The sequence below is a fragment of the Rathayibacter rathayi genome (assembly GCF_004011095.1).
GTDB lineage: Bacteria > Actinomycetota > Actinomycetes > Actinomycetales > Microbacteriaceae > Rathayibacter > Rathayibacter rathayi.
In genome coordinates this window covers 362,293-375,454 of the sequence record NZ_CP028129.1, presented here as the reverse complement: position 1 = coordinate 375,454, position 13,162 = coordinate 362,293, and the positions used below count along the sequence as shown (strand labels likewise).

Sequence of the window (13,162 nt, the reverse complement as noted above, 5' to 3'; positions counted from 1 at the left end):
GGCGGAGTTAGACCGCCAGCGCCTGATCCTGAGAAGCCATACGAGCGACGCAGGCGAATGCGCTCGTGAGGACTCTCTCCACTTCCGGATGCTCTCGTCCACGGGCACTCGATGCGACACGCTGACAATGAGTCTTAGCGGGCAAGAGCTGCAGGGCCTTCAACCCTGTGGCGGAGGTCGGTAAAGCAATTCCAGGTAGGAGCGTGATCCCGCGTCCCCTCGCGACCAGAGTCAGCAGCGTCGACAGGTCATCGACACGCAACTCGACGGAGGAAGTCCCACCCTGACGACGCAGGAACTCGAGTGTCTCGTCCTCGCTCGTCCCACCGACGGTGAGCAGCTGCTCACCGTCGAGATCGCGGACGGTCACGAAGGGGCGAGCCGCAAGACGATGTCGGGCTGGTACGACAACGTGTATCGCGTCTGATACGAGAAGGTCCGCTGTCTCGCCGAGCCCGGTGAGCGTGGCAATTCCGACATCTACCGCGCTGTCCCTCAGCCACTCCTCGATTTGAGCGCAGGGTCCTACGCGGATGTCGAGACGGATGTCGCGGCGAGGTCGGATCTCTTCGACCAGCCGTGGCAGGAGGCGCCGCGAGAAGCTCCGGCTCACTCCGATCCGGAACAGGCGCGGCTCGGTGGAGTCGACGGATCCGATACTCGCGATCTCTTGGGCGTACCGCACGATCAAGCGCGCTCTCTCGAGCACGTCTCGCCCGGAGGAGGTCAGCATCGCTCTGCCGCAGTCGCGATCCAGGAGGACGAGCCCCAGCTCGCTCTCCAGTGCGGCGATCGAGCGACTGATGGCCGACTGAGTGACACCCATGATGCGAGCAGCCGACGTGAACGTCCCCTCATCGACGACCGAGATGAGTGCGGCGCACTGAGACAGTTTCACTGTGCCCGGACGCCAACAGGGCGAGCCGCTGCGAGCAGTCCTGTGCTCACAGCACTGGTCTTCGTCACAATGTCCACTTTCCACAGCTCCGAGAGGAATATGAAGGGGTCTCCTACGGGAAGACGACTAAGGCTTCTGCGAGACGCCGTCGCCTGCTAAATGAGCACGCCTGCGACGAGTCCTCTGCCGCTGTCCGCCTCCCCTGCACCGTGATACCGCGGCGATCGTGCCGCCTCGGTAAAGCCGCAGGGCCGACATCGTTCAGCCGAGCCCGAGATCCACTACCGCCTCTCGCTCGATCGGCTGCTGTTCGTGACGGTGCCCTCGGGCACGCGGGCTGCCCGGAGACGGTCAGCCGCCGTGACCAGGCGGCCGACCCGATGACGAGCCGATGCCGGAAAGAGAGGAGGTTTGCTCATGAGAGTTGTTTAGCACGTCGCGAAGTGGCCGTCAATGTTGCCGCAGAAGCACCCGTTCGGCGCCGTGCACTCCTCCGTCGCGCCACCTCTCCGTACCGTGGCAGCTCGGCTTCAGCGCACGTCACGAACGACGAAGGGGCCCGGTCAGAAGACCGAGCCCCTCGGGCAAGCGGCCGGAGCCGCGTCACCGCGTCGTCAGTTCAGCGAACCTTCGACGGTCTCCTCGAACGAGGTGGTGTTGCCCGCCCCGTACTTGTAGATCGAGACAGACGCCTCGCTGGTGTCACCGTTGTCGTCGAACGAGATCGGACCGGACAGGCCGTCGTAGTCGATGTCCTCGCCGTCGGCGATCAACGTCGCGCAGTCCGCGAAGCTGGTGCATTTCGTGCCGCCCCCAGAGACCGACTTGAGGTTGTCGCGGATCGTCGTGCCATCGGTTGCACCGCCCTGCAGCGCGGCGAGCGCGGTGAGGACGGTCGCGTCGTAGGACTCGGGCGCATAGCTGAACACGGTCAGTGCGTCGTTGCCCTGCGACTCAACGAGCGACTGCAACGTCGACTGGAAGTCGTCCGATGCCTGAACTCCGGGATTGGTGAACTGCGCTCCGGCGATATCGACGTTGGAGTCGGACTCGCCGATGACTCCGTAGTTGCCATCCGTGCCGTAGAGCTTCGAGAAGTCGAAGCCCTTGGCCGAGAGCTGCTCCGCGATGGTCTTGATCTCGTCGAACGAAATGACGACCAGCGCGTCGGGGTTCGGAGCGAGGACCGAGGTCAGCGCCGAGTTGAAGTCCGTCGACGCCGGCTCGAAGATCTCCTCGGCTGCGACGGACGCGCCGCCCGCCTCGAGGGTCTCCTTGATGTTCTTCTCGAGGCCCGTGCCGTAGGCGTCGTTCATGTACAGGATGGCGACGTTGGTCTTGCCGTCGCCGAGGATCTTGTTACCGAGAATGCGCCCCTGGAGCACGTCCGAGGGAGCGGTGCGCCAGTAGTAGCCGTCGTCGTCGTAGGTCGTGAAGTCCGGCGAGGTGTTGGCCGGCGAGATCTGGACGACGCCCGCCTGGGTCACCTGGTCGATGAAGGTCTTCGAAACGCCCGAGGACGCCGCTCCGATGATCGCCGAGACGTTGTCCGCGATCAGCGAGGTCGCGGACTGGGTCGCGATATCGGTCGTGGTGTCGCCCGAGTCCTTCTGCTCCGCCTCGATCGTGATGCCGGCCTTGGCGGCGTTGATGTCGACGACAGCCTGGTCGACGCCCGCGATCTCGGGCGGACCGAGGACGGCGAGGGTGCCGGTCTGCGGGAGGATCGTGCCGATCTTCAGGGACAGGTCACCCGAACCGCTGTCGCCGCCCGATCCGCTGTCGCCACCGCTGGCGCAGCCAGCGAGGACGAGAGCGCTGACGCCCAGAATGGCGACACCGCCGAGGGTTGCCCGGAGGGACTGCGCGCGGGCCGAGCCGACCTTCGCGTAAACGCCCATGTTGCTCCTTGAGAGGTGTGTGTCAGTGGGAGCGGCGCCGGTTGCAACCGCTCGGCCAACCTAACCTTTGAAGGAGCCGTGAACAATACGAGGGTGTTACCAACTCGTTTCGCGACCGGATCGTTACCTTTCCGCTGTCGCGCCGCGTCAGGACGACGTGTTCCGCAGATCAAACGGCGAACCGGCGCCGCCTGCGCTCGGCTGCGGCGAGATCGCCTGAGAAGATTGCCAGGGCGGCCCACACCAGCGCGAAGCCGATCCAGCGCTCCGGTGGCATCTCCTCGTGGAGCACGAACGCGCCGACCAGGAACTGCAGGAACGGTGTCAGGTACTGCACGAAGCCGACGATCGAGAGCGGTAGCCGGCGGGCGGCGCCGGCGAACAGGAGCAGCGGGACGGCCGTGACGATGCCGGCAGAGGCCAGGATCAGCGCGTGCCCGGTCCCCTCCGTCGTCAGGGTAAGCCCGACCGTGGAGCCGACCACGATGAGCTGAACGACGGCGAGCGGAGTCAGCCAGAGCGTCTCGAGCGTGAGTCCGCCGACCGCATCCACCGTGCCGCCCACCCGGCTCTTCACCAGGCCGTAGAAGCCGAACGAGAAGGCGAGGGCGAGCGAGATCCAGGGGAACGATCCGTAGCCCACCGCGATGACCAGCACCGCCACGGCACTGACACCCATCGCCACCCACTGCAACGGACGGAGGCGCTCGCGCAGCACCAGCACACCCAGCAGCACCGTGACCAGCGGATTCATGAAGTAGCCCAGCGCCGCTTCGATCACATGGCCCGTGGTCGTGGCGATCACATAGACCTGCCAGTTGATGTAGATCAGCGCGCCGGCGATCGCCATCACCCCGAGCAGGCGGGGGCGGCGCAACAGAGCGCCGAAGGAACTCCAGCCGCGGAGAACTGTGAGCAGAATCACGCACAAGACGAGCGAGAAAAGCACCCGGAAGGCGACGATCTCGAACGGCGACGCCGGCGCCATCGCAATGAAGTAGAGAGGCATCGCGCCCCACAGCAGGTACGCCGAGAAGGCGAAGATCAGGCCGGTACCCGACGTCGTGCTCGGGCCCCTCGTCGTCGCGCCCGCCTCCACCCCCTCGCCGACGGGCACGACCGCGGTCGACGAGGCGGACTCGGTCGTGGGGCGGGAGCTGGACACTCCCCCGATGCTACGCAGGCTTGAGGTGACTGAACCTCCCTGCGCCCGCCGGATCAGGCCACTGGTCGCGAGGAGGACCGGGAACGACGCAAGGGCCCGCCGACCGAGGTCGACGGGCCCTTGCGGGGAGAGCTGACTAGCGAACGACGACCGCGAGGACGTCGCGAGCGGAGAGGACCAGGAGGTCCTCGCCACCGAACTTGACCTCGGTTCCGCCGTACTTGGAGTAGATCACCTTGTCGCCAACGGCGACGTCGAGCGGCACGCGGTTACCGTTGTCGTCGATGCGACCGGGTCCGACGGCGACGACCTCGCCCTCCTGCGGCTTCTCCTTAGCGGTATCGGGGATGACGAGACCGGAAGCGGTCACCTGCTCCGCCTCGACCTGCTTGATGACGATGCGATCTTCGAGCGGCTTAATGGACACCGACACGGTTGACCTCTTTCTTGACGACGATGTGGGCGGAACGTGGTTCTGGCACACACGCTCCGAGAGTGCTAGATCCATCGTAGGGGTTTCGCTGGCACTCGTGCAATCAGAGTGCCAAGCAGGGGGCCGGACCCATCAGAAGGCGTGGCCTAGCATGGCCGGATGCGACGCGACGAGCTGGTCGAGCTCCTCTCCCCCGAGGGCCTGCGGCTCCTGGACGCCCTCGACGGCTATCGGTCGGACGACCTCGTGCGGGCCGTTGCCCGCCTGCGCGCAGCCGGTCACTCCCCCGTCCTCGTCTCCGCGGTGCTGACGCAAGCGCGGCTGCGGCAGAAGGCGGAGGCAAAGTTCGGCGAGTTCGCCCGCTCGATGCTCTTCACCGATGCTGGCCTGGAGCAGGCGACCCGGCTACGGGTCGCCGCCCTGCACGCCGGCCGCTTCGCCGCCGCGGGAGCGCGGCGCATCGCCGACCTCGGCAGCGGCATCGGCGGCGACGCCCTCGCGATGGCCGCCATCGACCTGGCGGTCACCGCCGTCGAGGCCGACGAGGTGACCGCGACCCTCGCCAGCTTCAACCTCGCCCCGTTCCCGGCAGCGAGCGCCGTGCATGCGACAGCCGAGACCTTCGACCTCGACGGCTTCGATGCCGTCTACCTCGACCCGGCCCGCCGCACGGCCGGCCACCGCGAGACCCGCCGACTCGAGGATCCGGACGACTACTCCCCCTCCCTCGAGTTCGCGTTCGGCCTCGCCGAGCACCGCCCGGTAGGCGTGAAAGTGGGTCCCGGCTTCGACCGTGACCGCCTTCCCCGCGACGCGGAGGCGCAGTGGGTCTCGGTGGAGGGCGAGCTGGTCGAAACGGGGTTGTGGTTCGGCGCACTCGCCCGCCCGGGCGTGGGCCGATCCGCCCTCCTGCTCAGCTCGGCCGGGTCGGCTGAGCTGACCGCGGCGGGCGACAGCGAGGACGAGGAGGTCGGCGAGCTCGGTAGCTACGTCCACGAGCCGGACGGCTCCGCGATCCGCGCGCGTCTGCTGGGTGAACTCGCCCGCGCGAGCGGCTCGCGGATGCTCTCACCCGGCATTGCCTACCTGACCGGCGACGAAGTGGCCGTCTCGCCCTTCCTCCGCAGTTTCCGAGTGCTCGCCGAGCTGCCCCTCGACGAGCGCACGCTGTCGAAGGAGCTGCGCTCGCGCGGTATCGGAGTGCTCGAGATCAAGAAGCGCGGGGTCGACGTGGATCCGGCCCGCTTCCGCAAGCGCCTGGGCCTCGCCGGACGCAGCAGCGCCGTGTTGATCCTGACGCGGGTCGCCGGGCGCCACCGCGCCCTCCTCGCGGAGCGCGCTGCCTCCGCTCAGTAGCCGGAGGTCCCGGCAGCGACTGCGACCGCAAAGAACACGATCGTGATCGCGAGGAAGATCATCGAGAGGACGACGCCGGCCAACCCGGTGATGATCGCCGTCAGTGCGAAGCCTCGGGCATCCGCCTCGCGGCGACGTCCGAGGAAGCCGAGCACGACGGCCGGTGCCGACAGCAGGAAACCGAAGCCCCAGGCGAAGACCGTGATGACCAGACCGACAATGCCCAGGATCATCCCGACCAGGCTCAGCGTGCGAGGAACGAGCGGAGCCGGCGCGGAGGCGGGCGCCGAGGGGTAGCGGGACGCGGAGGCGAGGCTCGGGGCGGACGGCGGCGGCGAGTCGTAGGCCGGCGGCGCGGTGTCGGCGAGCGGGGCGGACGGACGCGCTGCGCGCGAAGGCGGAGCGGGCGGGACCGGCGGGACCGGAACGGAGCCGTGCTCGTCGTCGGAGCCGGGGCCGGGACGGGTGCTGTCGTCGCTCATGGCGCGAGTCTAGCCAGCACCCGCGCCGGCGGCGGGGCCACTTCCGCCGAGTCAGGCGGGCAGGTATCCGTCGTCGCGCAGCTCGCCGACGAAGGCGGTCCAGGTGATCGACGCGATCACGGCGAGGATGAGCGCGAGGTAGCCGAGCACGAAGCCGGCGACGGCCAGGCCTCTGCCCCGCTGACCGGAGCGCCCGGCCTGGGCGAAACCGACGTGGCCCAGCACGATCGCGGCCGGGGCCAGACCCAGGAGAGCGCAGACCAGCGCAGCGATCGCCAGCGCGTTCATCGGTGGCCGACGGGGCGGGAGTCCCGGGTAGGGGTCGGCGGCAGGCGGCGGCGGGGAGGCCGCCGATGGCTCGCCGAGAGGAGGTGGAAACGGCGCGGGCTGCGGTATGGGCGCGGTGTCGTCGGTCACGGTGTCCTCCTGGCGGTGCGGGTGCCCCTGGGGGCGGTCGATCAGTACCCGGGGGCGGGAATCGTCGCCGCGATCCAGAAGAACACGACGAACACGACGACGGAGATGATGATCGCCGCGAAGCCGATGATGACGGCAGCGAGAGCGAGACCACGCCCCTTCTCTCCGGTGCGCTTGATCTGCGACAGGGCGATGAAGCCCAGCACGATGCCGACGAGGGAGACGAAGAACGAGGCGATGAAACCGACGATCGCCAGGACGTTGTAGCGGTCGGAGGCGGGCGTGTACGGAGTGGTCATGGGATCCCCCAGGGTCAGGAACGAGTGGATGCGGCCCAGAGTGGCAGCGGTGTGCTCCGCCTGTCAAAACGCTAGGACGCCGCTCGCGCAGGTCGGTCACCGCTCAGTCGTGCCCTCAGCGGACCTGGATCTCGGTCACCGGCAGAGACGAGTCGGCACCGAAGCCGAGCCCCGACGGCGGATGGCCCGCCTCGATCAACTGCGCCGCCAGGGCAGCGATCATCGCTCCGTTGTCGGTGCAGAGCGAGAGCGCCGGGATCCGCAGGGTCACTCCGGCCGCCGCGCAGCGCTCCTCCGCCAGCGCCCGGACCCGCTCGTTGGCGACGACGCCACCGCCAAGCAGGAGGCGCGGCACGCCCCGGTCGCGGCACGCGGCGAGCGCCTTCGTGAGCAGGACGTCCGCGACCGCCTCACGGAAGCTCGCCGCGACGTCGGCCACGGGCACCTCCTCCCCCGCGTCCTGGCGCTTCTCGACCCAGCGGGCGACCGCCGTCTTGAGCCCGGAGAACGAGAAGTCGTAGCGGTGGCGCTCCAGATCCTTCGGCACGCTGAGCCCGCGGGGGAAGCGGATGGCCCTCGGGTCACCGCCGGCCGCGACCCGGTCGATCTGTGGACCGCCCGGGTAGGGCAGACCGAGCACGCGCGCCACCTTGTCGAAGGCCTCGCCGGCTGCATCGTCGATGGTCTCGCCGAGCAGCTCGACGTTCGAGACCAGATCGCGCACATGGAGGAGCGAGGTGTGCCCACCCGAGACCAGCAGCGCGATCGTGGGCACCTCGACCGGGCTGCCCTCGCTGCCGTCGGCGCGGAGCACGTCGGCTCCGACGTGACCGACGAGATGGTTGACCGCGTACAGCGGCAGGCCCAGCGAGACGGCGAGCGCCTTCGCGGCTCCGACGCCGACCATCAGGGCGCCCGAGAGGCCCGGTCCGCTGGTGACCGCGATCGCGTCGAGGTCCGTGAGCGCGACCCCGGCCTCGGCGAGCGCGGCGTGCAGAGTGGGTTCGAGCGCCTCCAGGTGCGCGCGGGCTGCGACCTCCGGCACGACACCGCCGTAGCGCGCGTGTTCCTGCATCGAGGAGGCGATGGTGTTGGCGAGCAGAGTTGTGCCGCGGACGATGCCGATGCCGGTCTCGTCGCAGCTGGTCTCGATCCCGAGGACGAGGGGTCCGGTGCTCACAAAGTCTCCTGGGTGGCGGCGAGGGGCAGGCGCATCACGATCGCGTCCACTCCGTCGGGCTGGTAGTAGGCGGGGCGGACGCCGATCTCCTCGAAGCCCTCCGTGCGGTAGAGCGTCTGCGCGGCCGGGTTGTCGGCCCGGACCTCGAGGAACACCTCGCGGGCACCGCGCTCGCGGGCCGCGTCAAGTAACGCGCGCAGCAGGCGGCGGCCGAGCCCGGTGCGGCGCACGGAGGCGATAACCGCGAGGGTCTGCACGTCGCCCTCGTGGGCGCCCGCGGGGCAGAGCAGCCCGGCGTAGCCGACCACCTCTCCGTCGCGCTCGGCGACCAGGTACCGCGTGTGGCGGCTGCGGATCTCCTCCGCCATCATTCCGCGCGTCCAGGCGTCGGCGAACTCCGACTCCTCGATCGCCATGATCGCGTCCAGGTCGCCCGCGGCCGCGTCGCGCAGTACGACGTCGCTCACGCGGTCACCCGCTTCGGGCCGGCCGAGAGCGTGACGTCGGGGGAACGGAGGTAGAGCGGCTCGTCGGGGGCGCCGGTGCGGCCGGCGGCACGCAGCCGGGCGGCGACGACTCCGAGTTCGGCGGCCGAGACCGACTCAGCCTCCAGGCGGGCGAGCTCCGGATGCGGGAGGGCGGGCGGCTTGTCGAGACCGGGCCCGGCGAGGCGGACGGGGAGGCCCTGCTCGTCGAGACCGTCGTAGGCGCTCCAGTACAGCTCGCGTCGGCGGGCATCGGTCACGACGAGGAACCCGGCGGCGCGACCCTCCCTCAGCGCGGCGAGCGCAATCGCGTCGTGCGAGACCACGGGGAGGGTCGGTACGCCACGGCCGAGCGCGAAGGCGCGGGCGGCGGCGATCCCGACCCGGAGGCCGGTGAAAGGGCCCGGACCCATGCCGACGGCGACCGCGTCGATCTCGCCCGGTGCGATTCCGGCCACCTCGAGCGCCTCCTGGATGAGTCGGCCAATGACCTCGGCGTGACGCATGGTGTCGGTCTCGGTGCGCTCGGAGCGCACCTCGCCCGCGGCGTCGACGACGGCGGCAGAGGTTCCGGAGGAGGTGTCGATCGCGAGGAGCACCCGTCCAGGGTACCCGCGGGCTCAGCTCCAGCCGGTGCCGCGGAAGCGGACGGTACGCGGCTCCACCGGCTCCTCGCCCTCCTCGCCCTCGAAGCCGCCGGAGCCGCCGGTCGGCCGCTCGATGATCACGTCGAGCCAGGACTCCGCGACGCCGTCGAGCATCCCGGCACCCCACTCCACCACGACCACCGAGTTCGCTAGGTCGAGGTCGAGGTCGTCGAGGTCGACCGGCGAGCCCACGCGGTAGGCATCGACGTGCACCAGCGGCGGCCCGTCGTGCAGCGGCGGGTGGGTGCGTGCGATCACGAAGGTGGGGCTGGTCACCGGCCCGCGCACGTCGAGACCCTCGCCCAGCCCCCGGGTGAAAGTGGTCTTCCCCGCCCCGAGCGGACCCGTCAGCACAAGCAGATCGCCGGCACGCAGCACCCGGCCAAGCTCTCGACCGAGCTCCGCCATCGCCTCCGGATCCGGGACCTCGACGGTGCGGTCCGCGAACCGGGCGCGCTCAGCCACGGCCGTCCGCCGCGGGCAACAGCCGCCGCTGGACGCGCGGCCCGAGCCGGGTGACCAGCTCGTAGTTGATGGTGCCGCACCAGCGCGCCCACTCGTCGACCGAGGGGACGCCGGTGCTCGGGTCTCCCCAGAGCGTCACCTGGTCGCCGGTCGCGACAGACGCATCACCCACGTCGACCACGAACTGGTCCATCGCCACGCGCCCCGCTATCCGGTGGCGGCGGCCACCGATCGCGACCTCGGCGGCGCCGGAGGCACTGCGCGGGATGCCGTCGGCGTAACCGAACGGCACGAGCGCGAGCGTCGTCTCACCCTCAGCGCGCCAGGTGTAGTCGTAGCTGACAGCGGTCCCGCGAGGCACGCGGCGGACGCCCGCGATCCGGCCCTGCAGCGTCATCGCCGGGACGAGGCCGAGCTGGAAGGACGTCTCGTCCTCGAATGGCGAGAGCCCATAGAGGCCGATGCCGATGCGCACCATGTCCAGCCGCGCCTCCGGGATCCGCAGCGCCGCCGCGGTCGCCGCGAGGTGGACGACCGGCGCCTGCACGCCGTGCGCGTCGAGCAGCGCCTCGGCGCGGCGGAGCAGCGCGAGCTGCGCGAGGTCGTCCTTGCGGGAGGAGTTCGAGAGGTGCGAGAACACACCGGTGAGGTGCAGGGTGCCGCGCGCGCTGTAGCGTGCGAGCGCGTCCGCCAGCCGCGGCCACTCCTGCTCCGGAGCGCCGTTGCGGCTGAGGCCGGTGTCGACCTTGAGCTGCACGGCGGCGCGTACACCGCGGTCCTCGGCGGCCTGCGCGAGGGCGTCGAGCTGATCCACGGACGAGACGGCGACGTCGATCGAGTGCTCGAGCGCCGCGTCGAAGTCCTCACCGGGGTCGTGCAGCCAACAGAGGATCGGAGCGAGGATGCCTGCCTCGCGCAGGGCGACGGCCTCGCGCAGCTCCGCGGTGCCCAGCGCATCCGCTCCTCCGTCGAGCGCCGCCTGCGCCGCCGCGAGGGCGCCGTGTCCGTAGCCGTTCGCCTTGACCACCGCCATCAGGCGTCGGGCACCGGTGAGCTGGCGCAGGCGTGCGGCGTTGGCGGCCATCGCCTCGACATCGATCAACGCCTCGCGGTAGGACAGCGGAGCCCTCATGATTCGGCCGCCCTCACGACTCGGCCGCCCTCACGACTCGGCCACCACGAACGCGCAGGCCACGCCCGCGTCGTGGGTCATCGAGAGGTGCAGCCGGGTGATCCCGCGCGCATCGGCGGCGGCGCGGGCCGGGCCGTGCAGAGCGAAGGAGGGGTTACCGCGCTCGTCGCGCTCGATGACCATGTCGTGCCAGCGCGCGCCGGCGGAGTCGCCGAGCGCCTTGATCAGCGCCTCCTTCGCGGCGAAGCGGCCGGCCAGCGAGGCGACGGACAGGTCGCGTTCGCTCTCGGCGAACAGGCGATCGCGGAGACGGGGTGTACGCGCCAGGGAGCGCTCGAAGCGCCCGAGGTCCACGACGTCCACCCCGATCCCCACGATCACCGCGCGCTCACTCGACCGTGACCGACTTGGCGAGATTGCGCGGCTGGTCGACGTCGAGGCCCTTAGCACTGGCGAGCTCCATCGCGAACATCTGCAGCGGGGTGACGGCGAGCAGCGGCTCGAACAGGGGGTCGGCGAGGGGGATCGGCACGACTTCGTCGGCGATCTGGATCGCGGCCGTGTCGCCCTGCTCGGCGATCGCAATGACGCGGGCGCCGCGGGCCTTGATCTCCTGGATGTTCGAGATCACCTTGCGCTGCAGCTCGTACGATTCGCTCGGGCTGGGCACGATCACGAAGACGACCTGACCCGGCTCGATCAGCGCGATCGGCCCGTGCTTGAGCTCACCCGCCGCAAACCCCTCAGCGTGGATGTAGGCGAGTTCCTTGAGCTTCAGCGCACCCTCGAGCGCTACCGGGTAGCCGACGTGGCGACCCAGGAACAGCACCGCGCGGGTGTCGGCCATCCAGCCGGCCAGCTGGGCGATGTCGTCGGAGGCGTCAAGCACCCGGGACAGCTTCTCCGGGATCGCCGCGAGCTGGGCCGCCTGCGAGGCGACGAGTTCGGCGGAGGCGGCGCCGCGCACCGTGGCCAGGTGCAGTCCGAAGAGGTAGAGCGCCGCGATCTGGGCGACGAACGCCTTGGTCGAGGCGACCGCAACCTCCGGACCCGCGTGCGTGTAGAGCACCGCGTCCGACTCGCGCGGGATCGTCGCCCCCTGCGTGTTGCAGACCGAGAGAGTCGTCGCTCCGTGCTCACGGGCATACTTGACCGCCATCAACGTGTCCATCGTCTCGCCGGACTGACTGATCGAGATGACGAGGGTGCGCGGGGTGAGCACCGGGTCGCGGTAGCGGAACTCGTGGCTGAGCTCGACCTCGACGGGGACGCGGGCCCACTTCTCGATCGCGTACTTCGCCACCATGCCGGAGTAGGCGGCCGTCCCGCAGGCGATGACGGTGATGCGGTCGATCTCGGTGAGTACCGGGTCGAGCGCCTCGAGTTCGGGCAGCGTGATCGCGCCGTCGCGGATGCGTCCTCGGAGCGTGTTCGCGACGGCCTCAGGGCCCTCGGTGATTTCCTTGGCCATGAAGCTCGACCAGCCGCCCTTCTCGGACGCGGAGGCGTCCCAGGCGATCTCGAACGGCTCGGTCTCGACCGAGGTGCCGAAGAAGTCGGTCACCGTGACGAGCTCGGGGGTGATGGTGACGATCTGGTCCTGCCCGATCGCGACCGCGCGGCGCGTGAATTCGACGAAGGCTGCAACGTCCGAGCCGAGGAAGTTCTCGCCGTCGCCCAGGCCGATCACGAGCGGCGAATTGCGCCGCGCGCCGACGACGACGCCCGGCTGGTCCTGGTGCAGGGCGAGCAGAGTGAATGCACCCTCGAGGTGCGCGACCACGGCCTGGAACGCGAGGACGAGGTCGCCGGTGCGGCGGTATTCGCGGGCGATCAGGTGCGCAGCGACCTCCGTGTCGGTCTCGCTCTCGAACACCGCGCCCTCGGCGAGCAGCTCCTCCTTGAGCGGCTGGAAGTTCTCGATGATGCCGTTGTGGATGACGGCCAGCTTGCCGTCGTCCGCGAGGTGCGGATGCGCGTTGTGGTCGGTCGGACCGCCGTGCGTCGCCCAGCGGGTGTGACCGATACCTGTGGTGCCCTCCGCGAGGGGGTGCGCCTCGAGGTCGTCGACCAGCACGCTGAGCTTGCCCGAGCGCTTGCGGCTGTCGAGCTGGCCGTCGGCGTCGATCACGGCCACTCCGGCCGAGTCGTAGCCGCGGTACTCCAGACGCTTCAAGCCCCCGAGCAGCACGGCCAGGCTGTCGCGCGCACCGACGTATCCAACGATTCCACACATGGGGTCGATTCTAAGCGGGGCGGAGGCGCCTCCCGCGGTGTCCGGCGCGGCGGGGCGGACGCTAGA

Annotated in this window: 15 protein-coding genes; 1 reads left to right on the top strand and 14 read right to left on the bottom strand. The window is 69.9% G+C overall.

All coding sequences use genetic code 11. The features are described 5' to 3' along the window. Positions 1-7: 7 nt before the first annotated feature. The 4 genes from C1O28_RS01925 to groES form a co-directional block, all read right to left on the bottom strand. Positions 8-898 carry a LysR family transcriptional regulator gene (locus C1O28_RS01925; RefSeq protein WP_146077145.1) on the bottom strand — a complete coding sequence of 297 codons (891 nt, stop codon included), beginning with the start codon at positions 896-898 and terminating at the stop codon, positions 8-10. Between the two features lie 614 nt (positions 899-1,512). Next, positions 1,513-2,799 (bottom strand): ABC transporter substrate-binding protein, encoded by a 1,287-nt coding sequence (locus tag C1O28_RS01920; RefSeq protein ID WP_097167690.1) that lies wholly within the window; start codon positions 2,797-2,799, stop codon positions 1,513-1,515. A 169-nt stretch (positions 2,800-2,968) separates the two neighbouring features. Then, a complete protein-coding gene (gene rarD / locus C1O28_RS01915; protein ID WP_243392103.1) occupies positions 2,969-3,898 on the bottom strand; it encodes an EamA family transporter RarD in 930 nt (309 codons plus the stop codon). 202 nt (positions 3,899-4,100) lie between these two features. After that, a complete protein-coding gene (gene groES, locus C1O28_RS01910; protein ID WP_097167691.1) occupies positions 4,101-4,397 on the bottom strand; it encodes a co-chaperone GroES in 297 nt (98 codons plus the stop codon). A gap of 159 nt (positions 4,398-4,556) precedes the next feature. On the opposite strand from groES, the gene C1O28_RS01905 reads away from it, so the two are divergent. Next, a complete protein-coding gene (locus C1O28_RS01905) occupies positions 4,557-5,753 on the top strand; it encodes a THUMP-like domain-containing protein (RefSeq protein WP_097167692.1) in 1,197 nt (398 codons plus the stop codon). On the opposite strand, the gene C1O28_RS01900 is transcribed toward C1O28_RS01905, so the two are convergent. From C1O28_RS01900 to glmS, 10 genes are all read right to left on the bottom strand, one after another. After that, on the bottom strand, positions 5,747-6,235 hold the full coding sequence (locus C1O28_RS01900; RefSeq protein ID WP_097167693.1) for a DUF4190 domain-containing protein: 489 nt from the start codon (positions 6,233-6,235) through the stop codon (positions 5,747-5,749). The two genes, C1O28_RS01905 and C1O28_RS01900, sit on opposite strands and share 7 nt — an antisense overlap. 51 nt (positions 6,236-6,286) lie before the next feature. After that, positions 6,287-6,652, bottom strand: a complete 366-nt coding sequence (locus tag C1O28_RS15355; RefSeq protein ID WP_202129666.1) for a DUF4190 domain-containing protein — start codon at positions 6,650-6,652, stop codon at positions 6,287-6,289. A 41-nt stretch (positions 6,653-6,693) separates the two neighbouring features. Beyond that, the gene (locus tag C1O28_RS01890; protein WP_097167695.1) at positions 6,694-6,951 is read right to left on the bottom strand and encodes a DUF4190 domain-containing protein; all 258 of its coding nucleotides are present in this window, start codon (positions 6,949-6,951) and stop codon (positions 6,694-6,696) included. Positions 6,952-7,066: 115 nt separating this feature from the next. Continuing rightward, the gene (gene tsaD, locus C1O28_RS01885) at positions 7,067-8,131 is read right to left on the bottom strand and encodes a tRNA (adenosine(37)-N6)-threonylcarbamoyltransferase complex transferase subunit TsaD (RefSeq protein WP_097167696.1); all 1,065 of its coding nucleotides are present in this window, start codon (positions 8,129-8,131) and stop codon (positions 7,067-7,069) included. Beyond that, the gene (rimI, locus tag C1O28_RS01880) at positions 8,128-8,547 is read right to left on the bottom strand and encodes a ribosomal protein S18-alanine N-acetyltransferase (protein ID WP_097167726.1); all 420 of its coding nucleotides are present in this window, start codon (positions 8,545-8,547) and stop codon (positions 8,128-8,130) included. Before rimI ends, tsaD begins: the two co-directional genes overlap by 4 nt. A 47-nt stretch (positions 8,548-8,594) precedes the next feature. Then, positions 8,595-9,215 (bottom strand): tRNA (adenosine(37)-N6)-threonylcarbamoyltransferase complex dimerization subunit type 1 TsaB, encoded by a 621-nt coding sequence (gene tsaB / locus C1O28_RS01875; RefSeq protein WP_097167697.1) that lies wholly within the window; start codon positions 9,213-9,215, stop codon positions 8,595-8,597. Between the two features lie 21 nt (positions 9,216-9,236). Then, on the bottom strand, positions 9,237-9,671 hold the full coding sequence (gene tsaE, locus C1O28_RS01870; protein WP_097167727.1) for a tRNA (adenosine(37)-N6)-threonylcarbamoyltransferase complex ATPase subunit type 1 TsaE: 435 nt from the start codon (positions 9,669-9,671) through the stop codon (positions 9,237-9,239). Positions 9,672-9,720: 49 nt separating this feature from the next. Next, complete coding sequence (alr, locus tag C1O28_RS01865; RefSeq protein WP_097167698.1) at positions 9,721-10,860, bottom strand: alanine racemase; 1,140 nt, start codon at positions 10,858-10,860, stop codon at positions 9,721-9,723. Positions 10,861-10,890: 30 nt separating this feature from the next. Beyond that, positions 10,891-11,241 (bottom strand): holo-ACP synthase, encoded by a 351-nt coding sequence (locus C1O28_RS01860; RefSeq protein WP_097167699.1) that lies wholly within the window; start codon positions 11,239-11,241, stop codon positions 10,891-10,893. Positions 11,242-11,248: 7 nt separating this feature from the next. Then, positions 11,249-13,096 carry a glutamine--fructose-6-phosphate transaminase (isomerizing) gene (gene glmS / locus C1O28_RS01855; RefSeq protein ID WP_097167700.1) on the bottom strand — a complete coding sequence of 616 codons (1,848 nt, stop codon included), beginning with the start codon at positions 13,094-13,096 and terminating at the stop codon, positions 11,249-11,251. Positions 13,097-13,162 lie beyond the last annotated feature (66 nt).

Excerpts from the sequence above, each read along its gene's own strand:
- C1O28_RS01890 (WP_097167695.1), bottom strand. The coding sequence starts at position 6,951 with ATGACCACTCCGTACACGCCCGCCTCCGACCGCTACAACGTCCTGGCG.
- tsaE (WP_097167727.1), bottom strand. The coding sequence starts at position 9,671 with ATGGCGGAGCTCGGTCGAGAGCTTGGCCGGGTGCTGCGTGCCGGCGAT.
- C1O28_RS01900 (WP_097167693.1), bottom strand. The coding sequence starts at position 6,235 with ATGAGCGACGACAGCACCCGTCCCGGCCCCGGCTCCGACGACGAGCAC.
- rimI (WP_097167726.1), bottom strand. The coding sequence starts at position 8,547 with ATGGCGATCGAGGAGTCGGAGTTCGCCGACGCCTGGACGCGCGGAATG.
- C1O28_RS01920 (WP_097167690.1), bottom strand. The coding sequence starts at position 2,799 with ATGGGCGTTTACGCGAAGGTCGGCTCGGCCCGCGCGCAGTCCCTCCGG.
- alr (WP_097167698.1), bottom strand. The coding sequence starts at position 10,860 with ATGAGGGCTCCGCTGTCCTACCGCGAGGCGTTGATCGATGTCGAGGCG.
- glmS (WP_097167700.1), bottom strand. The coding sequence starts at position 13,096 with ATGTGTGGAATCGTTGGATACGTCGGTGCGCGCGACAGCCTGGCCGTG.
- C1O28_RS01905 (WP_097167692.1), top strand. The coding sequence starts at position 4,557 with ATGCGACGCGACGAGCTGGTCGAGCTCCTCTCCCCCGAGGGCCTGCGG.